Below are 23730 nucleotides of genomic sequence, written 5' to 3' on the forward strand. Positions count from 1 at the left end.
GGGGACCGCCTGGCTTCTTTCAATCCGGTGCCAGGCGGCCGGTGAACAAGTCGCATCACCGCGGCTTGAAGTCCGCCCATCGCTTGTCCCGCTCAGCCGCATAGGCCTCGTCGAGGGTCGAGGTGAGATCGTCGCGGCGCATCACCTCGCCGCAGTTCTGGCAGGTCGGTCCAAGGCCAGGGTCGGCACCGCACGGATTGTGCACATAGCGGACCGCGACCTTCTCCTCGCCGGATTTGAGCCAGGTCTCGCCCCAGGCCCGCAGCGCCAGCAGGACAGGATGAAAGGCCAGGCCCATGGGGGTCAGGACGTATTCGTGCCGGAGCGGCCGCGTGCTGTAGGCGCGCCGCTCCAGCAAGCCCAGCGTCTCCAGCTTCTTCAGCCGGGTCGCCAGCATCTGCGGGGTAACGTCGGCCTGGCACTGAAGCTGCTCGAAGCGGCCATTCCCCATGAACAGCTCCCGCAGGATCACCACGGTGAAGCGATCCCCGACGAGCGCCTGGGCGCGTGCGACCGGACAGAGCGTCTGATCGGCCCCCGATGCTCCGGCTTCCATCGTGCAGCTATCCATCGGTCGCTCCCAATATGAAAACCATAGGGATCAAGGTCGGCTTGGCAATACATCAGCCAACAATCGCGGGCTCGCTCGCAGCCATCGTCCATGCGAGGGCGCAGCTCGGCACCGGACACTGCGCAGCGCTGTCCATGCACTGCGCAGCTGCGCCTCACAGGATGCGGTACATCCGATGATCGATGCGGCCCTGACCGTATTCGCCGTAGCCGACGGTGACGATGCCGCAAAGCCAGGCATAGCGCTCGTCCGATGTCTCGAACCTGGGCGTCGGGCGCACATAGCTCTCGTCGAAGGATATCCGCTCGCCCCTGGCCAGACGCTGACGGCCATCCGCCGGGAATTTGAGGATGCCGTGCGACTCGTAGTGGATGAGAACGCCATCATCGGTGCGCAGGGTTGCGCGGACATCCATGCGGCTGATGCCGTCTGCGCCGAGGGAGACCCAGTCGCCGCCGCCCGGCAGCATCTGGCCACGCAGCCGAGGCCCTTCAAGGCGGCCGCCCTTGACCACGAAGGTCAAGCGCGTGCCGACGGGCGTCGGGATCACCTGGCCGATTTCCAGATCGATGCTGAGATCGAACAGATGCTCGACCGGCAGCGCGTCGACCAGCGCCCGATCGAACAACGGCGCCACGCGGTCGGCGGCAGATGCTTCTTGGTTCATGGCCGTGTCCATCATGCCGCTTCGAACGCCGCCTTGACCTCAGCGAAATTGAAGAAGGTGTCCTTGCTCCTGACGAGCCCGTTGTGGTCGACCTCGACGACATCAAGGGCTCGGAAGCCTCGGCGATCCTTCCCGTCCGGCTTGAACGTCAGCGTCCAGTCGAGCGTCCAGTGACGGTCACCGAGCAAGAGCCGGTGCGTCTCCACGCCGAACTCGGGGTAACGCTCGAAAACCTGCGAGAACGCGGCGCGCAGTGCATCGCGACCTCGAACTTGGCCGACACGGCCATGGGCCTGGAAGGTGGAGTCCTCGGCATGCAGGGCGAGGATGGCATCGACATCATGGGACTTCCAGGCAGCCGCGTATCGCTCCGCGATCTCCGCAACGTTCAAATCGGCATGTGTGGACAAGGCGTCCTCCGGGGTTCGAGCGCGGCCGTCCGCGCTCCAGAACACTACCTATGATTTTCATAGAAGCAAGTGACTATGAAAAGAAAAGTAAATGTCGGCCGACCGCGGACGCGCGTTTCGGACCGTGGCGCTGGCGTGCGCGACATGGCATCGGCTAACTGGACTGGGACCGCCTCAGGCGTGGCACTCAGCTTGCGGCTAGTAACGAGCGAAGCCTTTGCCAGCTTCGCCGCAGTGGTTCGGAGGTCTGCGAGGCCTTCGCCATCGTGATTCCGCCCGTGAATGTCGCCACGACGAGCGTTGCGAGGCCGTCGGCGTCGCCTGGCCCGGCCGGGTCTTCGGAAGCGCGATGGGGAAGGCGCTCGGCTATGACCGCGCGCCATCGCGCATAGATCGCATCCATTTCCAGCCTGAGATCGTCGTCCTGCCGCGAGAGTTCGACGGCCAGGTTCCCGAGCGGGCAGCCGGACACCTTGCCGTTGGCGTCCAGCTCGTCGATCACCGACAAGAACACCGCATCGAGGCCGGAAATGGCGCTGGGTGCGCGGCGGAGCGGATCGATCCAGGTGGCTTCGATCGACGCTGCGACACGCTCGCGAATGACGGCGAGGCCCAATGCTTTCTTCGTCGGAAAATGATGCGAGAAAGCCCCGCCGGACACACCCATTGCGGCCTTCAGGTCGCCGATCGAGGTCGAGCCGAAGCCATGGACGGTGAACGCCTCGAACGCCTGGTCGATGATCGCGTTGCGCAGGCCATCGGGATCGTTGCGCTGTGCTCGGCGTCCCATGCCCTTCTCCCGTTCGTCCGATATCGAGCTCCCCGAAAAATAGGCGATTGACAAAACAGGTCAACTGTCCTGTAAAACAGGACAGTTGACCTGTTTGGAGGAATCCGGTGTCCATCCTTTTCGAGCTGCGGCGCTATCGGCTGAACCCGGGCGCTTTCGACGAGCTGCTCACCCTCTTCGAGCGCGAGTTCGTCCACACCCAGGAAGCTGTCGGAATGGACGTCCCGGCGATTTACCGCGACACTGGCGATCCAGACGCCTTCGTCTGGCTCCGCTCGTTCGAGAGCATCGATGCGCGCGCACAAGCTCTCGCGACCTTCTACACCGGCGATGTCTGGGACCGCTTCGGCCCTGCGGCGAACGCGACGATGGTCAACTCGGACAATGTGCTGCTGCTTGCTCCCGGCAGGCTCGATCCGGCACTGCTCCCAAGATCCGGCGCCGACCGAGAAGACGCATCGGGCACGGCCGGAAAAGGTCTGATCACCATCTCGATCTGCTCACTCGCCCCCGGCCGCGAGCAGGAATTCGCGACCTTTTTCGAGACAGAGGCGAGACCGCTCCTCGAGCAGGCGGGCGCCAGGATCGACGGGACTTTCGTCTCCGCAGCAGAAAGGAATTCGTTTCCCCGGCTTCCCGTGCGCGAAGGCGAACCCGTGTTCGTCTGGATCGCGGCCTTTGCGGACGCAGCGGCCGAAACAGCCTATCAGTCCAGGCTCGAGCGGGCAGCAGCGTGGCGGGATGCGGTGTTTCCCGCTCTGGACCGACGGCTATGGCGCCCGATCGAGACGGCGCGGCTCATCCCCACCGGGCGCTCGCGCCATCGCTGGTAGGCGATGCCAAGCTCACGGGCAGCGCAGGTGAAAAGCAGCTGACGGCTGGGCCTGCGCTGCGGTGACGACGATGTCCGTGTCGTCGGACGATACCTGCGCCACCGCTTCGATGGACCGCCGCAGGGGGTCGAAATTTTCTCCCGCCGCGCTGCGATGCCTGCGCCGGCTCGGCTGCAGAAAGATGTCCCGATGAAGCTGCCCCAGCGGCCTCTCGGGCCAGGTAATGGACCGGCTGCGTCGCACTGGCGGACCGCGCAGGCTGGAGAGAATCTCTTTGCGGATCGATACAAGGACGCCCGGATCCAATAACGCTCTCCTTGATTCAATCAATCGATTGATTAAATTCAGAAGCCATGCTATCGGCCTCGCCATGGCACGTACATCCATTCTCAAGGACGCCGAGGGCACGCGGCAGGCGCTGATCCGCGCCGGGCTCGACCTGTTCGGCCGCAATGGCTTCGATGCGACCTCGACGCGTGAGATCGCCCAGGCGGCGAAGGTCAACAGCGCCGGCATCGCCTATCATTTCGGCGGCAAGGATGGGCTCAGGCAGGCCTGCGCCGAGGCGATCATCGCCCGGATGCAGGCCGTGCTGGCAGGTGGGGCTCCCACGGTCTCGATCACGATCGATGCGGCGGATCGCGACGTCGCCACCGAGCAGCTGCTCGCGCTGATCGACCGGGTCGTCGCCTTTCTGACGACGGTTCCAGAGAGCGAGGTCGTCGCTCGCTTCGTCGTGCGCGAGATGCTGACGCCGAGCCCGGCCTTCGAGACGATCTATGGCGGACTGTTCGAACCGGTGCATCGCCGGGTCTGCCAAGTCTGGGCTGCAGCGACGGGTATGGAGCCGGAGGCGCCGGCAACCAAGCTCGCCGTCTTCGCCGCGATCGGCCAGGTCTTCTATTTCCGCATCGCGCGGCCGGCGGTCACCCGGCGCCTGGGCTGGGACGCGATCGGCCCGGAGGAGGCGCGCGCCATAGCTGAAACAGTCAGGCGCTCGGTTCGCGCCAGCATCCTCGCATGCAGGGGAGAGGCGTCATGATCCTCGATTTCATCTGCTCCTTCGCCATCGCCGCTTCGCTCGGAATCTGCGCGCCGCCGACCACTCGCGTCGTCGGCTATGTCGAGGGCGAATATGTCCGCCTCGGCCCGATCGACACGGCGCGGATCGAGAACGTCTCGGTCCGCCGCGGCGAGCGCGTCGCGCCCGGTGCGCTGCTTGCCGAACTGCAGGCCGACGATGCCCGCAACGCTGTCGCCGAGAGCGAGGCGCGGCTGGTGCAGGCGCAGGCGCAGCTCGCCAACCTGCTCAGCGGCAAAAGGCCGGAGGAGATCGCGGTGATCGAGGCGACAGCCGTCTCCGCCAAGGCGCAGGAGCGCGAGGCCGAGCGGGCGCTGGAGCGGCGGCAGGATCTCTTCCGGCGCGGCGTCTCGACCCAGGCCGATCTCGATCAGGCCCAGACCGCGCGCGACGTCGCCGCGGCGAATGTGCGCCAGAGCGCCGCCAATCTCGCCGTCGCCCGGCTGGCGGCGCGCGAAGAGGAGATCAAGGCGGCGCAGAACCAGGTGGCGCAGGCGCAGGCCGCGCTCGACCAGGCCAAGTGGCGGCTCGGCCAGCGCAAGCTGATGGCGCCGGCGGCCGGGATCGTCACCGATCTGGTGCGCCATCCCGGCGAGCTCGCCGGCCCGTCGGCGCCGGCGTTGACGATCCTGCCCGACGGTGCGGTCAAGCTGATGCTCTACGTGCCGGAGGCACTGCTGTTCGGCACCAGCGTTGGCACGCAGCTCGACGTGCGCTGCTCGGGCTGTCCACAGGGGATGGCGGCCACCGTGTCCTATGTCTCGCAGGAGCCGGAATTCACCCCGCCGGTGATCTATTCGGCCGAAACGCGGCAGAAGCTGGTCTATCTCGTCGAGGCGCGGCCCGAGGGCGCCCCTGCGACGCGGCTCCAGCCTGGGCAGATCGTCGACGTCATGCTGCGGGGGCGGCGGTGAGCGAGCGCAACGTCATCGACGTGCGCGGCCTGACCAAGCGCTTCGGCACGCGCACGGTCGTCGACAATGTCGATCTCGCGGTCAGGGAAGGCGAGATCGTCGGCTTCCTTGGGCCCAACGGCTCCGGCAAGACCACGACGATCCGGCTGATCTGCGGCCTGCTCACGCCCGATGCCGGGGAGGGGACGGTGCTCGGGCTGGATGTCCGCACCCAGAGCGCCGAGATCAAGCTCCAGGTCGGCTACATGACGCAGAAGTTCTCGTTCTACGAGGACCTGACGATCGAGGAGAACCTGACCTTCGTCGCCCGGCTCTATGCGCTCAAGCCGGTCGAGGATGCCGTGGCGCGCACGCTCGACAGTCTTGGCCTGACCTCGCGCAAGGACCAGCTCGCCGGCACGCTGTCGGGGGGCTGGAAGCAGCGCCTCGCACTCGCCGCCTGCATCATGCACCAGCCGAAGCTGCTTTTGCTCGACGAGCCGACCGCCGGCGTCGACCCCAAGGCGCGGCGCGAGTTCTGGGATGAAATCCACCGCCTCGCCGGCGACGGGCTGACCGTGCTGGTCTCGACCCATTACATGGACGAGGCCGAGCGCTGCCACCGCATCGGCTACATCGCCTATGGCCGCATGCTGGCGACCGGCACGGTCGACGAGGTGGTGAAAGGCTCGGGCCTTTCGACCTATGTCGTCCATGGCGCACTGAAGCCGGCCGAGATCGCCGCGCTGGCGAAGACCGATGGCGTCGAGCAGGTCGCGCCCTTCGGGACGACATTGCACGTTGTCGGCACCGACAAGGCTAGGCTCGAAGCCGCGCTGGCGCATCTCAAGGACCGTCCCGGCATCCGTGTCGAGCCCGACGCGACCAGCCTGGAGGATGTCTTCATCCAGTTCATGGCGAAGGCGCAAGCCGAGGGGAGGGCGGCATGAGCACGATGGCGCTGGCATCCCTGTTCTCGCCCGGCCGGCTCGGCGCGGTGCTGGCCAAGGAGTTCGTCCAGATGCGGCGCGACCGCATCACCTTCGCGATGATGCTGGTGGTGCCGATCGTCCAGCTGCTGCTGTTCGGCTACGCGATCAACAACGATCCCAAGGGCTTGCCGGCGGCGGTTTTGGCGCTGGGCCAGGATCGCTACACCCGTTCGGTCGTCGCGGCATTGGAGGTCTCCGGCTATTACCGCTTCGCCAAGCGGCCGGAGAGCGCGGCGGAGGCGCAGAGCCTGATGGCGCGCGGCGCGATCTCCTTCCTCGTCACCATTCCCAGCGATTTCGGCATGCGGGTCGAACGCGGGGACGAGCCGCGCATTCTGGTCGAGGCCGATGCGACCGATCCGGCGGCCTCAAGCAATGCCGTCGGTGCGCTCCAGACCATCGCCAGCCGGGCATTGACGCGGGCGCTCGGTACCGAGGAGCTCAAGCGCGAGCAGAGCGAGAGCGCGCTCTCGTTCGTCATCCACCGGCGCTACAATCCCGAGGGCATCACCCAATACAACATTGTGCCCGGCCTGCTCGGCGTCATCCTGCAGATGACCATGGTTATGATGACGGCGATGGCGCTGACCCGCGAGATCGAGCGCGGCACCATGGAGAACCTGCTGGCGATGCCGGCGACGCCGGGCGAGATCATGCTCGGCAAGGTGCTGCCCTATCTCGCGGTCGGCAGCATCCAGGTCGCGGTGGTGCTCTCGGCGGCGAAGCTGCTGTTCGGCGTGCCCTTCCTCGGCAGCCTCGGACTGCTCTTGACCAGCGTCACCATCTTCGTGCTGGCGCTGGTGCTGCTCGGCTACACGATCTCGACCATGGCGCGCACGCAGCTCCAGGCGATGCAATTGACCTTCTTCTTCTTCCTGCCCTCGCTGCTGCTGTCCGGCTTCATGTTCCCCTATGCCGGCATGCCGCTGTGGGCGCAGTGGCTCGGCGAGATCTTCCCGCTGACGCATTTTCTGCGCGTCGTCCGCGCCATCATGCTGAAGGGGGCGGATCTCGGCGATATCGGGCTGGAGGTGTTCTACCTCTCGATCTTCGTGCCGCTCTATGCCGGCATCGCGCTGCTGCGGTTCAGGAGCACGCTGGATTGACGGGCGGGGCGCCGTGCGTCGTTCGGCGTTGTTGCTTGCAAAATAATAGTGACTGCTGTAGCGAGCCTGGGCCATGCAACCCAAGCTCGCTCCTCTCACCGAATGCCCCTGCGCACTTGCCGTCGAGACCGTCGGTGAGTGGTGGAGCATCCTGATCCTGCGCGATGCGCTGCAGGGGCTGACTCGCTTCGACGAGTTCGAGCGCAGCCTCGGCATCGCGCCGAACATGCTGACGCGCCGGCTGAAGCATCTCACCGAGAGCGGGCTGTTCGAGCGGCGGCTCTATAGCGAGCGGCCGAAGCGCTACGAATATGTCCTGACCGAGAAGGGCCGCGACGTCTTCCCGGTCGTCGTGGCGCTGATCGGCTTCGCCAATCGGCATCTTGCTCCCGAAGGCGCCTCGCTGCTGCTGGCCGAGCGCGGGACCGGCCGGCCAATCACCCCGATCGTCGTCGACGCGGCGACCCTGCAACCAGTCACCGCGGAAAGCGCTACCGTCATCGCCGGGCCGCGCGCCAGCAACGACCTGCGCGAGCGCCTCGCGGCGCGCCAGGCCGCTACGCGAGCCAGATCGTAATAGGAGCCGCCATGCGCCGCATTGTCGTCACCGGACTGGGCGTCGTCTCGCCTCTGGGCTGCGGCACCGAGCTCGCCTGGCAGCGCCTGCTCGCCGGTCGCTCGGGCTTGCGCCGCCTGCCGGACGCGGTCGCCGAGACCCTGCCGGCCAAGATCGCTGGCATCGTGCCGGGGAAGGCCGAGGACAATGAGGGTGGCTTCGATCCGGATGTCGCGATCGCGCCGAAGGACCAGCGCAAGATGGACCGGTTCATCCAGTTCGCGCTGGTTGCGGCCAAGGAGGCGCTGGCGCAGGCCGGTTGGCAGCCGCAGGACGAAGCCGAGCGCGAACGCACCGCGACCGTGATCGCCTCCGGCATCGGCGGCTTTCCGGCGATCGCCGAGGCGGTCCGCACGACCGACCAGCGCGGTGTGCGCCGGCTCTCGCCTTTCACCGTGCCATCCTTCCTGGTCAATCTCGCGGCCGGCCATGTCTCGATCGATCATGGCTTCAAGGGGCCGATCGGCGCGCCCGTCACCGCCTGCGCCGCCGGCGTCCAGGCGATCGGCGATGCTGCCAGGATGATCCGGGCCGGCGAGGTCGACATCGCACTCTGCGGCGGCAGCGAAGCCTGCGTCGATCTCGTCTCGCTCGGTGGCTTCGCCGCGGCGCGGGCGCTTTCGACTGGGTTCAACGACGAGCCGGAGAAGGCCTCGCGTCCTTTCGACCGTGATCGCGACGGCTTCGTCATGGGCGAGGGCGCCGGGATCCTGGTGATCGAGGCGCTGGAGCATGCACAGGCGCGTGGCGCGACGATCCTCGCCGAACTGACCGGCTACGGCACCAGCGCCGACGCCTATCACATCACCTCCGGCCCCGAGGACGGCTCGGGCGCACGCCGGGCGATGGAGACGGCGCTGAAGCAGGCGGGTCTCAAGCCCGGCGATGTCGCCCATCTCAACGCCCATTCGACTTCGACGCCGGTCGGCGATCGCGGCGAGCTCGCCGCGATCAAGGCGGTGTTCGGCAGCGAAGGCGGCATCGCGATCAGCGCGACGAAATCGGCGACCGGTCATCTGCTCGGCGCCGCCGGCGGGCTGGAGGCGGTCTTCACCATCCTCGCTTTGCGTGACCAGATCGCGCCGCCGACGCTCAATCTCGAGAACCCGGACGAGGATGCCGCCGGGCTCGACCTCGTGGCAAAGACGGCGAGACCGATGGCGATGGAGCACGCCATCTCGAACGGCTTCGGCTTCGGCGGCGTCAATGCCAGCGTGGTGTTCAGGCGCTGGGCCTGAGAGGGTTCCGGAGTTCGCAAAAAAAGCGCGAGTCGTCCCGGGCGACCGCAGGGAGACCCGGGACCCATGCTGGAATCTCAATCGGAAAGGCTCAGGCATGGATCCCGGATCGGCGCTGCTTCGCGGATTGTCCGGGATGACATCCGTTTTGATGGCGAAGCCTGGCGGGTTGGCGATTCAGACCCTCAAAGCGTCACCACGACCTTGCCGAACTGCTCGTTCGATTCGAGGTAGCGATGCGCCTCGACGATCTGCTCGAACGGGAAAGTTCGGGCGATGATCGGCTTCAGCGAGCCGTCGTTCAGGCCGTCCAGGATGAAGGCCTTGGCGGCGGCGAGCCGAGCCGGGTCGCCTGCGATTTCGTGGACGAGATAGCCGCGCAGCGTCAGGCTCTTGCTCAGGACGTTGAAGAGCGGGAAGGGCGTCGTCTGCGGGCTGAGGCCGCCATACTCGAACAGGATGCCGCCGCGCGCCATCGCGGCAGTCAGTGGGATGAAGGCTGGGCCCCCGACCGCGTCGAACACCACCCTGACGCCGTCTTCGCCTGCGATCTCCTTCAATCGGGCTTCCAAGCCATCTTCGGCCAGGGCAATGACATGGGCGGCGCCGGCCTCGCGCAGCGCCTGCGCCTTGCGCGAAGTCCGCGTCACCGCAATCGCGATCGCGCCGATCCGGTTGGCGATCTGGATCGCGGCGAGGCCGACGCTGCTCGACGCGGCGGTGATAACCACATGCTCGCCCTGTGCGAGCCGGGCGATGTCGACCAGCGCGCCATAGGCGGTCAGGTACTGCATCCAGCTGGCTGCAGCCGCCTCCCAGCCGAGCGTCGGCGGGTGCTTCACCACCAATTCGGCCGCGACGGTGACGAGTTCGCCATGCACCGGCGAGCTCACCATCGAGCGCGGTGGCACCAGGCTGACGGCATCGCCCGGCGAGAGGCCTTCGACGCCGGCGCCGATGCTCTCGATCAGGCCCGCGGCTTCGAGGCCGATGCCGGATGGAAACCGCGCCTGCTCGATATAGCTGCCCGAGCGAAACAGGACCTCGGCCCGGTTGAGGCCGAGCGCCTTGGTCCGAATTCGGACTTCGCCAGAGCCGGGCGGCGGGACGTCGATGTCCTCGATGGTCAGAACCTCGGGGCCGCCATGGCGGTGAAAGCGGATCGTGCGGGCCATGCTCATGACTCCAAAACAGAGCGAATGAATGAGCTATGGCAGCGCGCCGTCCTGCGATAAATTGCGCGCCACGATCGATAATCGGAACCGTTGATTTCGGATGATGGACCGCCTCACCAGCATGGCCGTATTCGTCAGGGCGGTCGATCTCGGCTCCTTCGCAGCGGCAGCGGCGGCGCTCGGCCTGTCCGCGCCGATGGTCGGCAAGCATGTCCGTTTCCTGGAAGAGCGGCTCGGCGTGCGCCTGCTCAACCGCACGACGCGGCGGCAGAGCCTGACCGAGTTCGGCCTTGCCTATTACGAACGCTGCCGGACGGTCCTCGCCGAGGCCGAGGCGGCCGATGCGCTCGCCGCCGACCAATTCGGCGAGCCGCGCGGCAAGCTTCGGGTGGCGCTGCCGGTGCTGTTCGGCCGGTGCTGCGTCATGCCGATCCTGCTCGACCTTGCCCGCCGGCACCCGCAGCTGGAACTCGACCTTGCCTTCGGTGACGGCTTCGTCGATCTCGCCGAAGGCGGGCATGATCTCGCCATCCGCACCGGCGAGCTGCACGATGCGGCGCACCTCGTGACGCGCCGGCTCGCCCGCCAGCATATGATCGTCTGCGCCGCGCCGTCCTATCTCGACGCCCGGGGAACGCCGACGCGGCTGGCCGATCTCGCCGATCATGACGCGCTGATCTATCGCCGTTCCGGTGGCGTGCGTCCCTGGCTGTTCCCTTGCGAGGATGGGCCGGCGGCGGAGGTGATGCCGCGGCACCGCTTGCGGTTCGACGATCTCGAGGCGATCGCCGATGCGGCCTTGCTCGGCATGGGGCTCGCCTGGCTGCCGTCCTGGCTGGTGCGCGAGCGCCTGAAAGCCGGCGCGCTCGTCGAATTGCTGCCGGGCGAGGGGCGACTACCCTATGACGTCCACGCGCTCTGGCTGCAGACGCCGCACCTGCCGCCGAAGGTGCGCGTCGCCATCGACGCGCTGGCGGCGGAGCTGCCGGGACTGATGTGAGGCGCTTGCGCAGCGGCTGGAAAAGACTAGTTATCTGACTAGGTTGATTTGAGCGTGGAGGGCGGAATGAAGAGCTGGCCGGTGCAGGATGCGAAGGCGCGCTTCAGCGAGTTGCTCGAGACCTGTCTCAAAGAAGGCCCCCAGATCGTCAGCAAGCGAGGTGCTGACGCCGCGGTTCTGGTCCCGCTGAAGGAGTGGGAACGGCTTCAGCGAAGTGCGAAGCCGACATTGAAGGACTTATTGCTCGCGGACGAGGCTCGGGTCGATCTGGATTTGCCCAGGCGTGGCCGGCTCCGCCGGCGCGAGCCCGGCGAGCTGGTGTGAAACATGTATCTCCTCGATACCAATGTCGTCTCCGAACTGCGCCGCCTGCGGCCGCATGGCGCCGTGCTGGCTTGGCTGGATGGCGTGGCCGATGCCGACCTGCATCTGTCCGCGGTCACCATCGGAGAGATACAGGCCGGTATCGAGATGACTCGTGAGCAAGACGTTGCCAAGGCGGCGGAGATCGAGGCTTGGCTGGATCAGGTCGCGCGGACCTACAACGTCCTCGACATGAATGCCGACGTCTTTCGCGCCTGGGCAAGGCTGATGCACCGAAAGTCGGGTGAGATCATCGAGGACGCGATGATCGCAGCAACCGCCTCCGTCCACGGGTTGACGGTGGTCACGCGCAACACCCGCGATTTCGAGGGGCTGAACGTCCCGCTCCTCAACCCGTTTGCAGCCACCTGAGCGGTGATCAGCTTCGGTTTGCCGGGGCTGATGTGAGGCGGCCCCGGCGTCAGGTTCCGCTCAGAGCGGGATGTTGTCGTGCTTGCGCCAGGGACGCTCGACGCTCTTGGTGCGCAGCATGGCGAGGGCCCGCGCGATCCGGCGGCGGGTCGAATGCGGCATGATCACCTCGTCGATATAGCCGCGCTCGGCCGCGACGAAGGGGGACATGAACCGGTCCTCGTACTCCTTGGTCTGGCGCGCGATCGTCTCGGCGTCGCCGCCGCGGAAGATGATCTCGACCGCGCCCTTGGCGCCCATCACCGCGATCTGCGCCGTCGGCCAGGCATAGTTGACGTCGGCGCCGATATGCTTGGAGGCCATGACGTCATAGGCGCCGCCATAGGCCTTGCGCGTGATGATCGTGACCAGCGGCACGGTGCATTCGCTATAGGCGAAGAGCAGCTTGGCGCCGTGCTTGATCAGACCGCCATATTCCTGCGCCGTGCCGGGCAGGAAGCCGGGAACGTCGACCAGCGTGACGATCGGGATCTCGAAGGCGTCGCAATAGCGCACGAAGCGGGCGCCCTTGCGGCTGGCGTCGGAATCGAGCACGCCGGCCAGCACCATCGGCTGGTTGGCGACGATGCCGACGGTGCGGCCCTCGATCCGGGCGAAGCCGGTGACGATGTTCCTGGCGTAAGCTTCCTGGATCTCGAAGAAATCGCCCTCGTCGACGACCTTCAGGATCAGCTCCTTGATGTCGTATGGCTTGTTCGGATTGTCCGGGACCAGCGTGTCCAGGCTCATGTCGACGCGATCGGGCACGTCGAAGCTCGGCCATTCCGGCACGCCGACGGTGTTATTGGCCGGCAGGAAGTCGATCAGGCGGCGCACCTGCAAGAGCGCCTCGACATCGTTCTCGAACGAGCCGTCGGCGACCGAGGATTTGCTGGTGTGGACCTTGGCGCCCCCCAGCTCTTCGGAGGTCACGGTCTCGTTGGTGACGGTCTTCACCACCTCGGGGCCGGTGACGAACATGTAGCTGGTGTCACGGACCATGAAGATGAAGTCGGTCATCGCCGGCGAATAGACGTCGCCGCCGGCGCAGGGACCCATGATCACCGAGATCTGGGGGATGACGCCCGAAGCCTGAACGTTGCGCTTGAAGACCTCGCCGTAGCCGCCGAGCGCCGCGACGCCCTCCTGGATGCGGGCGCCGCCGGCGTCGAACAGGCCGACGATCGGCGCGCGCATCTTCAGCGCCATGTCCTGGATCTTGATGATCTTCTGGGCGTGGGTCTCGGAGAGCGAGCCGCCGAAGACGGTGAAGTCCTTGGAGAAGACGAAGACGGTGCGGCCATTGACCGTGCCCCAGCCGGTGACGACGCCGTCGCCGGGGATCTTCTCGGCCTTGTCCATGCCGAAATCGACGGCGCGGTGCTGCACGAACATGTCGAACTCCTCGAAGGAGTCCTTGTCGAGCAGCAGCTCGATGCGCTCGCGGGCAGTGAGCTTGCCGCGCTTGTGCTGCGCCGCGATGCGCTTTTCGCCGCCGCCGAGGCGTGCGCCCGCGCGCCGGTCTTCGAGCTGTTCGAGAATGTCCTTCATCAAGAGCCTCCCGGGGCGCAGTCTTTAAAGGTCCTGTTCCCGCTTAAGCGGCGCTGCGGGCGAAGTCCATTGCGGCCTTCGCAGCATGCGGCTGGCGTTTTGTGCACCGCGGTGTCGGTCACGGCATCGCCCGGCTCTGCGGGCCGCTGCCGCCATCGAGAAGCAGGGTCCGCAGGCCTGCGAGTGCATCCTGCAGCCTGTCGAGCTTCGGGCCGCCGAGACTGAGCCGCACGCCCCATGACGGTGCGTGCGCATCGGCCAGGAAAATCTCGGGAGCCGGCAGGAGGATGCCCGAAGCGGCGGCGCGCGCCGGCAGCGCCGTGGCCCGCTCCGGTGCCATCGGCAGCCAGACATGGAAGCCATTGCCCGAGTTCAAGGCGGTCCCGGGCGGCAGCAGCTCGCGCGCCAGGGCGACGCGACGGCTCGCCTCATCGCGAATCGAACGGGCGACCGAAGCGGCGGTGTCCTCGCTGAGCCAGCGCTCCATGATCAGGCAAGAGAGCAGGGACGCCATGGTGCAGGTCGCGGCAAGTTCGGCGAGGGCGTGCGCCAGCCAGGGCTCGGGGACGAGCAGCGAGCCGATGCGCAGGCCCGGGCTCAGCACCTTCGACAGGCCGGAGACATGCAGCGTCCGCTCCGGCGCGAGCGCGGCGATCGCGATCGTGCCCGGCTTGGCGAGGGCGGCGTGAATATCGTCCTCGATGATCACGGCATCATGGGCGCGGCAGAGCCTTGCGATGTCCTGACGCCGGGCTTCGCCCATCGTCGCCGTGGTCGGATTGTGCAGGGTCGGCGTGATGTAGAGCACGGCGCGCCGCCCCGCCGTTTTCGCCTCATGCAAGGCCTTGTCGAGCGCCTGCGGGACGAGGCCCTGCTCGTCGATGGCGAGGCCGGTCAGCCGCAGGCCACGTCGGCGGGCCAGGGCGATCGCCCCGGGATAGCTCAACGCCTCCGTCAGCAATTCGGTGTCCGGCCCACAGGTGATCGCGAATGCGATCGCCAGGGCATGCTGGGCTCCGTGGCAGATCAGCAGCCGCTCGGGGGCAGCGGCAATGCCTGTCGGCGCGAGCCAGCGGGCCAGCAGAGCACGATGGTCGAGCCTGCCGGCGGGCGCCGCATAGGCTCCGAAGCTGTCGGCATCGAGCCGCCTTGCGAGGTCGGACAGGCTGGCGGCGAGCAGGCGGTCGCTCAGCTGCTGCGGGGGCACGTTCACGCTGAGATCGATCGTGCGACCGGCCGCTCGGGGCAAGCCGGCGACGAACATGCCGCGGCCGCGGACGCTACGCACCAGGCCGCGACGTTCGAGCTGGGCATAGGCCTTGGTCACCGTGCCGATGCCGATATCGAGCTGCCAGGCGAGGGGGCGGTGAGCCGGCAGGCGCGCGCCCGATGGCAGCGAGCCGTCGGCGATATCGCGAGCGAGGGCCTCGACCAGCCTTTCGCTGGCCGAGCCACGGCCCTCCGCGAGGCGCGGTTGCCAGGGTGAAGCGAGGAGCATGTGACCTAACAAATTGCGTCACGGGACACTTTTCACTCTATGCAAGAAGTGTCACATCCACAATCACCAGCGCGACGCTTGCTAACGCTGGACCGGACATGACACCGCAATTGCTGCTCGCCTTCATCGGCTATGCCTTCGTGACCTCGATCACGCCCGGGCCGAACAACACGCTGCTGCTCGCCTCCGGCGCCAATCACGGTTTTCGTGCGAGCCTGCCGCTGCTGCTGGGGATCAATCTCGGCTTCTCCGGCCTCGTCCTTGCGGTAGGCCTCGGGCTAGGGGGCCTTTTCAGCGCGATCCCTGTCCTGCACGACATCCTGCGCTATGCGGGCAGCGCCTATCTTCTTTATCTCGCCTGGAAGATCGCGCGTTCGGCTCCGCTGGAGCCCGGCGCAGAGGCGGCGGCGCCGCTCAGCTTTCCGGCGGCCGCGGCGTTCCAGTGGGTCAATCCGAAGGCCTGGATCATGGCGGTCGGAGCGGTTGCGGCCTACACGCCGACGGAGGGCTACTTCCTCAATCTCGCGATCGTCGTGATCGCCTATGCGCTGGTGAACGGGCCCTGCATCGCGGTCTGGGCCATCGGCGGCACGCTGCTGCGGGGCCTGCTCTCTGACCCGGCGCGGCAGCGCGTGTTCAACGTCGTGATGGGGCTGCTGCTGGCTGCTTCGCTCTACCCCATTCTGGCGAGCTGACAGGCGCTTTCGTCAGCCGCTTGCGAATGAAATAAGTATATGCTTATGTGTCTGACATGGAGCAGGACATCTTCAAAGCGCTGGCCGATCCGACCCGGCGGGCGATCTTCGAGAAGCTCGCTGTCGGCGGCATGAACGCCAGTGCCTTGCGCGAGGGCATGGCGATCAGCCAGCCGGCGATGTCGCAGCACCTCGCCGTACTGCGGACCGCCGGGCTGGTGCGCGAGGAACGGCAGGGGCGCTTCGTCAATTACGAAGTCGACCCGAACGGCCTTGCCCTGATCGCGCAATGGCTGGCGAAATACCGGGCCTACTGGCCGGCGCGCATTGATGCCCTCAAGGATCTGCTGCGGGACATGGACCAATGAGCGAGAGCGAGACGCAGGAGCGCACCAAGGAGCTGGTGTTAGCATATCAGCTCGATGCGCCGCCCGAGAAGGTCTGGCGGGCGCTCAGCATTCCCGCCTTCCGCGAGCGCTGGCTGCCGGCGCAGGTCGAGGCGTTGTCCAGCGTGCCGGGCGAAGAGCTGCGCTACCGCTTGAGGGAGGACGAGCCGCCCTTCCTCGAGAGCGTCGTGACCTTCCAGCTCGCGCCGAACGACGCGGGGACCGAGCTGCGGATCATCCATAGCCTGACCGATGCGCGGTTGAGCGCGTCGCCGGCACCTGCAAACAGCAACCAGCCGCTGATGCTGCGCGCCGCCTGACGGCGCGGGCCCAGTCCGCAAGCACCATCAACAATCCGGAACTGAGGAGGTCGTCGATGCACGGCACGATGCAGCTCGTCCCCATGGTCGTCGAACAGTCGACGCGCGGGGAACGCTCCTTCGACATCTACTCGCGGCTGCTGCGCGAGCGGATCGTCTTCCTGAACGGCGAGGTCAACGATGCCAGCGCCGCGCTGGTCTGCGCGCAATTGCTGTTCCTGGAGGCTGAGAACCCGAAGCGGCCGGTCCATTTCTACATCAACTCGCCCGGCGGCGTGGTCACCAGCGGCCTCGCGATCTACGATACGATGCAGTACATCGGCTCGCCGGTGCATACGCTCTGCATGGGCACGGCCCGCTCGATGGGCTCCTTCCTCCTGATGGCGGGCGAGCCGGGCGAGCGCGCGGCCTTGCCCAATGCCAGCCTGCATGTCCACCAGCCGCTCGGCGGGGCGCAGGGGCAGGCGTCCGATATCCTGATCCATGCCGAGGAGATCCAGAAGACCAAGCGGCGGATGATCCGGCTCTATGCCGAGCATTGCGGACGCAGCGAGGAAGAGGTCGAGCGCACGCTCGACCGCGACCGCTTCATGACCGCCGAGGAAGGCAAGGACTGGGGGCTGATCGACCGCGTGCTGACCGAGGCTCCGGCAGTGGAGGCATGAGGTATTTGCGGGATGTTGGTTCGGGACCTTTTCCCGTGCGCGAGTCGTCCCGGGCGTAAGGCCCGGAACCTCTCTCGGAAAGGCTCAGGCATGGGTCCCGGATCGGCGCCGCTTCGCGGCTTGTCCGGGATGACATGAAATGAGCAGAGCGACTTTGGCCGGGCAGACCGTCAGGCGTTCGGCTTGCTCGGATCGCCGAGCTCGCGGTTGAGGTCGACCGCGGCGCGCACGAGCTCGGTCGCGATCTTCGTATCGACCGCATCGCCCGCGCGCAACACCATGGTCGCGAGCTCGAACTTGCCGCCCGGCTTCAGCCGCGGCTCGATATGGCGCAGGCGCTTGCCGCGCCAGAAGCCGAAGAGCACGCGCTCGGCCTCGGCCCGGATCAGCAGCACCGGCCCGTTCGAGAAATAGACCAGATGCGTCCACTTGATCCGCTCGTCGAGCGGAGCTGCCGCCTTCACGGCAGCGCGCAGGGCCTCGACCGCCTTGAGTCGCCAGCCATCGAGCTGGGCGATATAGTCTTCCGGGTTGTCAGCCTTGGGCGCGCCCGGGATCATCGCCTCTAGCCCTTCGTCAGCAGCAGCACGGCGGCGTCGTATTCCTTGCGGCGGATGGCGCGGCGCTCGGCCGCTTCCTCGTCCTGACCCCAGATCTCGATCTGGTAGTCCTCGTCGAGATGGGCGGCGGCCCAGGCCGCCTCGGCGTCGATCAGCCGCTCAGTCAACGCGAGCATCAGGATGGTCGAGCCGGTCAGCGTCATGACGTTGTGGGCGCCGGCGAGCGCGACCGGGGAGGTGATCACGGCGACGCGCTTGGCCACGGCGTCGAGCACCGTCTGCGGCTGCTGCGTGAAGATCACGCCCTGCGCCATGACGAAGCGACCGCCGATACGGTCTTCGAGCGCCACGATCAGCGGGTTCCAGACCGCATCCTGCCGCTCGACCAGCGCTTCGGGCTCGCCGGCGCGATAGCAGAGCGCATCGCTGCCGGCATAGCGGACGATCTCGGCGCGGACGGCCCCATGCTGGTCGGCCACGCCGTCGAGCGCCGAATTGACCAGCCGGGTCAGCGGCATGCGGGCCGGGTCGATCTCACCGGTCTGGGCGTCCCATTCCGCCGCCAGCGCTTCGGCGACAGTGCGCGATGCTACGGCTAGCGGCTTGCGGGCCGGGGTGCGGGCGGTGCGGCCGTCGAGCGCGACATGGAACAGGTCGTCACGCTCCAGCACGCCCGCCTTCTCGTAGAAGCGCTTGGGCAGCGGGTTGCGCATCGCCTGCTGGGCGGCGGCGACGGGATCGGGCTGGCGCTGGCCGGCTGCACCGAAGCGGGCGAGGAAATCATCGGTCGACATGGGCCGGGGTCTAACACGACGCCGAGCGCTGGTCAGCCACCGAACCTGTCGCGCCAGGCCGGCTTGGCGCCCGCAAAGGGCAGGGCGCTGGCTGAGTATACCGCCCGCGCCACGGCGCGCGCCAGCACGTCGGCGGCGGTGGCACAGAGTTCGGTCAGGGCATAGGCATCCGACGGGGCGCCGCTATGGCCGGTCGCGGCGGCGAAGACGACGTCGCCGTCGAGCGGGGCGTGCACGGGGCGCAGTGCCCGCGCCAGCCCGTCATGGGCGCAGAGCGCCATACGCTTGGCCTGTGCCTTGGTCAGCACGGCGTCGGTCGCGACCAAGGCGATGGTGGTGTTGGCGCCGGGCCCACCTTTGAAACGCAGGCCGAGGTCCTCAGGTGGGATCGTAGTCGGCCAGCCGCGGCCGCCGAACTCGGCGCCTTGCTCGTAAGGCGCGGCCCAGAAATGCGGGCTATCGCCGATCGTCGCCGTGCCGACGGCGTTGACCGCGACCAGCGCGCCGACGACCTGGCCGGTCGCCGCCCTCGCACTGGCCGAGCCGAGCCCGCCCTTGAGATTGGCTGTGGTCGCGCCGAAGCCGGCGCCGACGCTGCCGAGCGTGAACTCGGCCGCAGCGGCGGCGCTCGCAGTCTCTGCAAGCGCGCGATAGGGCGCCTCGCCCTCGCCGCGGGCGAAGGGCTTGTCGCCGCCATTGGCGAGGTCGAACAGGATCGCCTGCGGCACGATCGGCACGCGATACCCGCCGATCGGGAAGCCGCGTCCTTGCCGCGCCAGCCAGCTCAGGGCGCCATCGGCAGCGGATAGGCCCCAGATCGAGCCGCCGGAGAGGACGATCCCGTCGACATGCTCGACCGTCATGCCCGGCTCGAGCAAGGCCGTGTCGCGCGTGCCGGGCGCGCCGCCGAGCACGGCGACGGAAGCGATGCTCGGCCGCTCGAACAGGGCGACGGTGACCCCGGTCGCGGCAGCGGAATCCTCGGCATTGCCCACGAGGACGCCCCGAACATCGGTGATGAGATTGCGCATGGCTGAAGCTCGTTGCGGATTCGGCGCGGTGATCATTGCCGGCATGCTGCGCCGATTCGGCGTAGCGCGGCGACCCTGATGGAACTTACCGCTCGTCGGCGCGTCGTGCCGACATTACGATCTTGTCATGCGTGCGCCATGGCCGGGTCAGGCCGTCCGAGGCATCGTGGCGACATCGCGACCCGGCTTCGAGACCCGCAAAGCGACCCGTTGTTGTAGACACCACAATCGGAGACCTCGCATGAAACGTATCGCCCTCATCGTCGCCTCCAGCGCTGCGGCTGTCGCTGCGACCCTGGCGATCGCACAGCCGCAGCCGATCCCGCCCGCTCCGGGCAGCAATCCGCCGGGTCAGCAGCAGAACGAGACGCGCGGTGATCGTGCGGATCGCGGTGACCGCACCGACCGGCGCGAGGAATGGCGCCAGCGCCGCGCCGAGCGGGCGACCGCACGGATGAACGAGCGCCTCGCCCAGCTGCGCACCGACCTCAAGCTCAAGCCCGAGCAGGTGCCGGCCTTCGAGAAGCTGGAAGCGCTGATCAAGCGCAATGCCGAGCAGCGCCAGGAGCGCTTTGCCAAGATGCGCGAGCAGCGCGAGACCTTCCGCGACGCCGACATCATGGAGCGGCTCGACATGATGGCGAACCGCCAGGGCGAGCGCGCGGCCCGCAGCAAGGAGATGGCGGATGCGGTGCGCCCGCTCTGGTCGACGCTGTCGGACGAGCAGAAGACCGTGGCACGCCGGGCCGTGCGCCAGGCGATGTCGGAAGGCCGCGAGCGGATGCGCGAGATGCGTGGGCGCTCGATGGAATGGCATGGCCGGGGCGGCGATCGTGACCGCTATGGCGATGACGATCGGGGACCGCGCCGCTGGCGCGACCGCGGCCATGACGACGACGATCGCGGCTGATTGCCTGCTGTCGGAAATGAGAAGGGCGGCCGCGGGGCCGCCCTTTTTTGTTTGAGCCCCTCAAGCCCTCATCTTGAGGAGATCGCGTCAGCGGCCGTCTCGAAGGATGCTCCAGCTGGTTCCGGAGCTTCCTGGACGATCCTTCGAGACGCAGCCCGAAGCCTGCTCCTCAGGATGAGGGCTCGAGGTGAGTATTCGGACTGCTCAGGTGCCGACGGCGTCCTTGACGCATTTCGTCGTGAAGCTGGTCTTGGCGGCGCCCGCCAGCTTCTTGTCGGCCGCCTGCTTGTCGCAAGCCGCGCCGGCGTCCTTCTCGCATTTGGTCACGAAGCTGGTCTTGGCCGCACCGGCGAGCTTCTTCGCTCCGGCCTGCGCATTGCAGCTCGGGCTCTGGGCGACGGCGGCACTGGACAGGCCGATGGCGAGGGCAGCGAGGATAAGCGTCTTCATGGCGGGATGATCCCTGTGGCGGGACAAGGATGCTAACCTGAGTCGCGACGCAGCGTCATCGCGCAGGCAGAATGTGCAGGTCGTCGGTCCAGCGCGCCGATTTCGCGAATCGGGCCAGAGCGTTGCCGCGCTCGGCTGAGAGGTTGAATCAATGCCCGAGGCGCAAGCGACCGCGCCTGCCGGCGAGATCGGGTCCCCTTCATTGAACCGTCACATCCTGCCCGCTATAGGCGGCCGGGTTGCGGCAGTCGGAAGCGCGCCGCCGTTACCGGGGGCAGGCGCATGCGCTTCATCCAGACCTTCGAGCTCTATCCCTTCCTCGATTCGGTCGTCAGCCTGCTTGCCGCCTTCGTGCTGGGCGCGCTGATCGGGGCCGAGCGTCAATATCGCCAGCGAACCGCGGGCCTGCGCACCACCGTGCTGGTCGCGGTCGGCGCCGCCGCCTTCGTCGATCTCGCCGTGCGGCTCGCCGGGGCGGATGGCGCGATCCGCGTCATCGCCTATGTCGTCTCCGGCATCGGCTTCCTGGGCGCCGGCGTGATCATGAAGGAGGGGATGAACGTCCGCGGCCTCAACACCGCGGCGACGCTCTGGTGCGCGGCCGCGGTCGGCGCCTGTACCGGCGCCGACATGGTGGCGGAAGGGGCGCTGGCGACGGTCTTCGTCATCGCCGGCAACACCTTGCTGCGGCCGCTGGTCAACGCGATCAACCGCATCCCGATCAACGAAAAGGCCTCGGAGGCGACCTATGAGGTCGTCGTCACCACCAATCCGGAAGCGCTGCCGTCCGTGCGCGAAAAGATGGTCGAGCTGCTCGAGCAGGCCAATTACCCGGTCGGCGACGTCAAGACCGTCGAGCGCGGCGAGGATGCCATCGAGATCGTCGCGACGCTGATCAGCACGGCGGTCGAGCGCAAGGAGCTCGATGCCGTCGTCGAGCGGATCGAACGCGTGGCTGGCGTGACCCACGCGACCTGGGAGAGCAGCACCAGCGATTGAGCGCTGCCCTCAGCGCCTGACGATGCGGTTCTCGACGCCCGAGGTCGAGATGCTCGGCTCCCGGACATCGGCGGCGGACGTCCAGCTCAGGCTGTTCTTGACGCCGCCGACCTGGATCTTCGCCGGTCCGGTCAGCTCCAGATCGATCGTATGATCGGCGCCTGAGACATCGATCTCGGCCGCGGTCTCGCCGGCGTGGACCTTGGTCGAGACCGTGTTCTCGGCCGTCTCGACGGTGAGGCTGCCGGTCGAGCCGCCGTTCGCCTTGTTCTGAGCGCCGCTGACCGCGAGCGAGGTGGAATCCTCGAAACTGACCTTGTGGCCGCTGCCGTGGATGCCGATCGCGCCGCAGCTTCCCTTGAGCTCGACCGTATGGCCCTGGCCGGTGATGGCGACATCTTCGCCATTGCAGGTGAAGTCGCGCGACTGGCCGACGCCGGCGATGCTGATTTCGCCTGCAACAGCGAGTGTCGGGGCGGCGAGCACAACGAGCAGAATGGGAAGGGTCGGTTTCAAGGGCCTTCTCCTTTGGCGACCACCAGGCAGCCCAGGGCGGCTGCCATCAGCCTGCCTGACGGCGAACTATGGCCGTGATGAGGAGGCTCCCGAGCAGGCGGGTGGCGCTCGCTGTCGGGTGCGCCGGCGCAATCGGAGGTTGATCGGCGTGGGAACGACGGTAACGTCCGCTCCGTGGCATTCGGGAGGCGGGGACGGAATGAAGCCTATCGCGCAGGACTGCAGCCTGGCAGCTGCGGCTCTCCTTTTCGGCTTGGTTCTTGCCCCGGGCGCGAGCCTCGCAGACGGCCCGCTCCCTGCGTTCCGGACGAGCTTCGCGACGAACTGCCTGAGCTCGAAAGACTGGAAGATTTCCGGGCAGCTCGACAAGGCGGTGCGGGCCGATCGCATCCGCTGCGTCGACGCCGAGCGGGCCGGGCAGGAGAGGCCGGCGCTCGCGATCACGGTGAAGCCCGGCGACGCCTACGACCCCAATCCCGGCTCGACGCCGACCGAGCGGTCGGAAGTCCAGATGACCGCCGAGCTGATCCGTTTCGACGCGACGAGCTGGTACAGCTTCCGTTTCCGGGTCGAGAGCCCGTGGGCGCCGCGGCGCAACCGCACGGTGATCCAGCAGATCAAGCAGAACATCGACCTGCGCTACGAGAAGGGCCGGGGCGGCGAGGAGATCTGCGACGCCGCGAACCCGCTGTTCAAGATCGAAGTCGACTCGGACAACGGCAAGCCGGTGTTCCGGACCAAGACGGCGGGGACCGAAATCTGCGGCGACAGTGTCGGCCAGGCGCAGCTCTGCGGCGACTGGCCGGTCGAGCCGGATCGCTGGCACCGCGTCAACGTCATGATCCGGCCGAGCCAGCAGGCAGGCGACAGCCGCCTCAGGCTCTGGCTCGACGGGCGCGCCTGCCCGGAGTTCCGCGGCGTGCTCGGCTATCCGCGCTATGGCACGGTGAAGGACGGCAAGCCCTTCATCGACACGCAGCCGCGCTTCGGCATCTATCGCGACGCGCTGCCCGATGTCAGCCAGACGATCCTGTTCGACGACATCGCCTTCTGGACGCAGGACCCGGCCGGCCATCCGGGCTGGGACGGGATCGCCGATACGCGTCCCGATCAGCCGATGGTGCAGGCCAATCGCTAGCTCGCATCGCGGCTAGAGCGGTCATCCACCATGCAGGATCGCCCGCGCCCTCGACCGGGTGCGAGGCGGCG

The 23730-nt window shown here is 67.4% G+C and carries 30 protein-coding genes; 17 read left to right on the forward strand and 13 right to left on the reverse strand.

Translation table 11 applies throughout. The annotated features are described in order from the left end of the window. Window positions 1–55 precede the first annotated feature (55 nt). The 4 genes from BMZ21_RS24520 to BMZ21_RS24535 all read right to left on the reverse strand — a co-directional run bounded on the left by BMZ21_RS24520 (window position 56) and on the right by BMZ21_RS24535 (window position 2492). Window positions 56–571: a winged helix-turn-helix transcriptional regulator gene (locus BMZ21_RS24520; protein ID WP_091840944.1), complete on the reverse strand. Its 516-nt coding sequence runs from the start codon at window positions 569–571 to the stop codon at window positions 56–58. A 154-nt stretch (window positions 572–725) separates the two neighbouring features. Beyond that, a complete protein-coding gene (locus BMZ21_RS24525; protein WP_091841334.1) occupies window positions 726–1238 on the reverse strand; it encodes a DUF3237 domain-containing protein in 513 nt (170 codons plus the stop codon). 11 nt (window positions 1239–1249) lie between these two features. Next, window positions 1250–1693 carry a nuclear transport factor 2 family protein gene (locus tag BMZ21_RS24530; RefSeq protein ID WP_208862367.1) on the reverse strand — a complete coding sequence of 148 codons (444 nt, stop codon included), beginning with the start codon at window positions 1691–1693 and terminating at the stop codon, window positions 1250–1252. A 142-nt stretch (window positions 1694–1835) separates the two neighbouring features. After that, window positions 1836–2492 carry a TetR/AcrR family transcriptional regulator gene (locus tag BMZ21_RS24535; RefSeq protein ID WP_143079789.1) on the reverse strand — a complete coding sequence of 219 codons (657 nt, stop codon included), beginning with the start codon at window positions 2490–2492 and terminating at the stop codon, window positions 1836–1838. Between the two features lie 53 nt (window positions 2493–2545). On the opposite strand from BMZ21_RS24535, the gene BMZ21_RS24540 reads away from it, so the two are divergent. Further along, window positions 2546–3271: an NIPSNAP family protein gene (locus BMZ21_RS24540; RefSeq protein WP_091840952.1), complete on the forward strand. Its 726-nt coding sequence runs from the start codon at window positions 2546–2548 to the stop codon at window positions 3269–3271. 12 nt (window positions 3272–3283) lie between these two features. On the opposite strand, the gene BMZ21_RS24545 is transcribed toward BMZ21_RS24540, so the two are convergent. Then, window positions 3284–3577, reverse strand: coding sequence for a hypothetical protein (locus tag BMZ21_RS24545; RefSeq protein WP_091840955.1), 294 nt, complete (start codon window positions 3575–3577; stop codon window positions 3284–3286). Between the two features lie 64 nt (window positions 3578–3641). Here BMZ21_RS24545 and BMZ21_RS24550 point away from each other — a divergent pair, with 64 nt between their 5' ends. From BMZ21_RS24550 to fabF, 6 genes are all read left to right on the forward strand, one after another. After that, entirely contained in the window at window positions 3642–4313 is a 672-nt protein-coding gene (locus tag BMZ21_RS24550) for a CerR family C-terminal domain-containing protein (protein ID WP_091840957.1), read from the forward strand. After that, window positions 4310–5266, forward strand: a complete 957-nt coding sequence (locus BMZ21_RS24555) for an HlyD family secretion protein (RefSeq protein WP_091840960.1) — start codon at window positions 4310–4312, stop codon at window positions 5264–5266. Before BMZ21_RS24550 ends, BMZ21_RS24555 begins: the two co-directional genes overlap by 4 nt. Beyond that, a complete protein-coding gene (locus BMZ21_RS24560) occupies window positions 5263–6195 on the forward strand; it encodes an ABC transporter ATP-binding protein (RefSeq protein ID WP_091840963.1) in 933 nt (310 codons plus the stop codon). The genes BMZ21_RS24555 and BMZ21_RS24560 overlap by 4 nt, the downstream gene beginning before the upstream one ends. Window positions 6196–6200: 5 nt before the next feature. Next, window positions 6201–7343 carry an ABC transporter permease gene (locus BMZ21_RS24565; RefSeq protein ID WP_342029053.1) on the forward strand — a complete coding sequence of 381 codons (1143 nt, stop codon included), beginning with the start codon at window positions 6201–6203 and terminating at the stop codon, window positions 7341–7343. Window positions 7344–7416: 73 nt separating this feature from the next. Continuing rightward, entirely contained in the window at window positions 7417–7920 is a 504-nt protein-coding gene (locus BMZ21_RS24570) for a winged helix-turn-helix transcriptional regulator (RefSeq protein WP_091840966.1), read from the forward strand. A gap of 11 nt (window positions 7921–7931) precedes the next feature. Next, window positions 7932–9197: a beta-ketoacyl-ACP synthase II gene (gene fabF / locus BMZ21_RS24575; protein ID WP_091840969.1), complete on the forward strand. Its 1266-nt coding sequence runs from the start codon at window positions 7932–7934 to the stop codon at window positions 9195–9197. Between the two features lie 185 nt (window positions 9198–9382). Here fabF and BMZ21_RS24580 read toward each other — a convergent pair whose 3' ends face one another. After that, a complete protein-coding gene (locus BMZ21_RS24580) occupies window positions 9383–10372 on the reverse strand; it encodes a zinc-dependent alcohol dehydrogenase family protein (RefSeq protein WP_091840972.1) in 990 nt (329 codons plus the stop codon). A gap of 103 nt (window positions 10373–10475) precedes the next feature. On the opposite strand from BMZ21_RS24580, the gene BMZ21_RS24585 reads away from it, so the two are divergent. The 3 genes from BMZ21_RS24585 to BMZ21_RS24595 all read left to right on the forward strand — a co-directional run bounded on the left by BMZ21_RS24585 (window position 10476) and on the right by BMZ21_RS24595 (window position 12107). Next, window positions 10476–11372 carry a LysR family transcriptional regulator gene (locus BMZ21_RS24585; RefSeq protein WP_091841339.1) on the forward strand — a complete coding sequence of 299 codons (897 nt, stop codon included), beginning with the start codon at window positions 10476–10478 and terminating at the stop codon, window positions 11370–11372. 66 nt (window positions 11373–11438) lie between these two features. Further along, entirely contained in the window at window positions 11439–11696 is a 258-nt protein-coding gene (locus BMZ21_RS24590; RefSeq protein ID WP_091840975.1) for a type II toxin-antitoxin system Phd/YefM family antitoxin, read from the forward strand. A gap of 3 nt (window positions 11697–11699) precedes the next feature. Further along, window positions 11700–12107 carry a type II toxin-antitoxin system VapC family toxin gene (locus tag BMZ21_RS24595; protein ID WP_091840977.1) on the forward strand — a complete coding sequence of 136 codons (408 nt, stop codon included), beginning with the start codon at window positions 11700–11702 and terminating at the stop codon, window positions 12105–12107. 60 nt (window positions 12108–12167) lie between these two features. Here the strand turns inward: BMZ21_RS24595 and BMZ21_RS24600 are convergent, their stop codons facing one another. Then, window positions 12168–13697, reverse strand: coding sequence for an acyl-CoA carboxylase subunit beta (locus tag BMZ21_RS24600; RefSeq protein WP_091840980.1), 1530 nt, complete (start codon window positions 13695–13697; stop codon window positions 12168–12170). Window positions 13698–13815: 118 nt separating this feature from the next. Next, complete coding sequence (locus tag BMZ21_RS24605) at window positions 13816–15195, reverse strand: aminotransferase-like domain-containing protein (RefSeq protein ID WP_091840982.1); 1380 nt, start codon at window positions 15193–15195, stop codon at window positions 13816–13818. A gap of 98 nt (window positions 15196–15293) precedes the next feature. Between BMZ21_RS24605 and BMZ21_RS24610 the strand changes: the two genes are divergently transcribed. From BMZ21_RS24610 to BMZ21_RS24625, 4 genes are read left to right on the forward strand one after another with little or no spacing between them, the layout of a single operon-like run. Beyond that, window positions 15294–15890: a LysE family translocator gene (locus BMZ21_RS24610; RefSeq protein ID WP_091840984.1), complete on the forward strand. Its 597-nt coding sequence runs from the start codon at window positions 15294–15296 to the stop codon at window positions 15888–15890. Between the two features lie 56 nt (window positions 15891–15946). Continuing rightward, entirely contained in the window at window positions 15947–16258 is a 312-nt protein-coding gene (locus BMZ21_RS24615; protein ID WP_091840987.1) for an ArsR/SmtB family transcription factor, read from the forward strand. Then, window positions 16255–16596 (forward strand): SRPBCC family protein, encoded by a 342-nt coding sequence (locus tag BMZ21_RS24620; protein WP_091840990.1) that lies wholly within the window; start codon window positions 16255–16257, stop codon window positions 16594–16596. The genes BMZ21_RS24615 and BMZ21_RS24620 overlap by 4 nt, the downstream gene beginning before the upstream one ends. Before the next feature lie 56 nt (window positions 16597–16652). Further along, on the forward strand, window positions 16653–17261 hold the full coding sequence (locus tag BMZ21_RS24625; protein ID WP_091840993.1) for an ATP-dependent Clp protease proteolytic subunit: 609 nt from the start codon (window positions 16653–16655) through the stop codon (window positions 17259–17261). A 170-nt stretch (window positions 17262–17431) separates the two neighbouring features. Here BMZ21_RS24625 and BMZ21_RS24630 read toward each other — a convergent pair whose 3' ends face one another. From BMZ21_RS24630 to BMZ21_RS24640, 3 genes are read right to left on the reverse strand one after another with little or no spacing between them, the layout of a single operon-like run. Then, window positions 17432–17821, reverse strand: coding sequence for a DUF1801 domain-containing protein (locus BMZ21_RS24630; RefSeq protein ID WP_091840995.1), 390 nt, complete (start codon window positions 17819–17821; stop codon window positions 17432–17434). 5 nt (window positions 17822–17826) lie between these two features. Then, the gene (locus BMZ21_RS24635) at window positions 17827–18615 is read right to left on the reverse strand and encodes an ATP12 family chaperone protein (RefSeq protein WP_091840997.1); all 789 of its coding nucleotides are present in this window, start codon (window positions 18613–18615) and stop codon (window positions 17827–17829) included. 32 nt (window positions 18616–18647) lie between these two features. Beyond that, window positions 18648–19646: a P1 family peptidase gene (locus tag BMZ21_RS24640; protein ID WP_091840999.1), complete on the reverse strand. Its 999-nt coding sequence runs from the start codon at window positions 19644–19646 to the stop codon at window positions 18648–18650. Between the two features lie 241 nt (window positions 19647–19887). Between BMZ21_RS24640 and BMZ21_RS24645 the strand changes: the two genes are divergently transcribed. Next, window positions 19888–20556 (forward strand): Spy/CpxP family protein refolding chaperone, encoded by a 669-nt coding sequence (locus tag BMZ21_RS24645; protein WP_167561735.1) that lies wholly within the window; start codon window positions 19888–19890, stop codon window positions 20554–20556. A gap of 204 nt (window positions 20557–20760) precedes the next feature. Here the strand turns inward: BMZ21_RS24645 and BMZ21_RS24650 are convergent, their stop codons facing one another. Further along, entirely contained in the window at window positions 20761–21006 is a 246-nt protein-coding gene (locus tag BMZ21_RS24650; protein ID WP_091841005.1) for a hypothetical protein, read from the reverse strand. Between the two features lie 282 nt (window positions 21007–21288). Here BMZ21_RS24650 and BMZ21_RS24655 point away from each other — a divergent pair, with 282 nt between their 5' ends. Further along, complete coding sequence (locus tag BMZ21_RS24655) at window positions 21289–22005, forward strand: MgtC/SapB family protein (RefSeq protein ID WP_091841008.1); 717 nt, start codon at window positions 21289–21291, stop codon at window positions 22003–22005. Between the two features lie 9 nt (window positions 22006–22014). Here BMZ21_RS24655 and BMZ21_RS24660 read toward each other — a convergent pair whose 3' ends face one another. Then, window positions 22015–22521, reverse strand: coding sequence for a DUF3060 domain-containing protein (locus tag BMZ21_RS24660; RefSeq protein ID WP_167561736.1), 507 nt, complete (start codon window positions 22519–22521; stop codon window positions 22015–22017). 199 nt (window positions 22522–22720) lie between these two features. Between BMZ21_RS24660 and BMZ21_RS24665 the strand changes: the two genes are divergently transcribed. Next, on the forward strand, window positions 22721–23659 hold the full coding sequence (locus BMZ21_RS24665) for a heparin lyase I family protein (protein WP_167561737.1): 939 nt from the start codon (window positions 22721–22723) through the stop codon (window positions 23657–23659). Window positions 23660–23730: the final 71 nt, after the last annotated feature.

The sequence above is a fragment of the Allobosea lupini genome (assembly GCF_900109525.1).
GTDB classification, from domain to species: Bacteria; Pseudomonadota; Alphaproteobacteria; order Rhizobiales; family Beijerinckiaceae; genus Allobosea; species Allobosea lupini.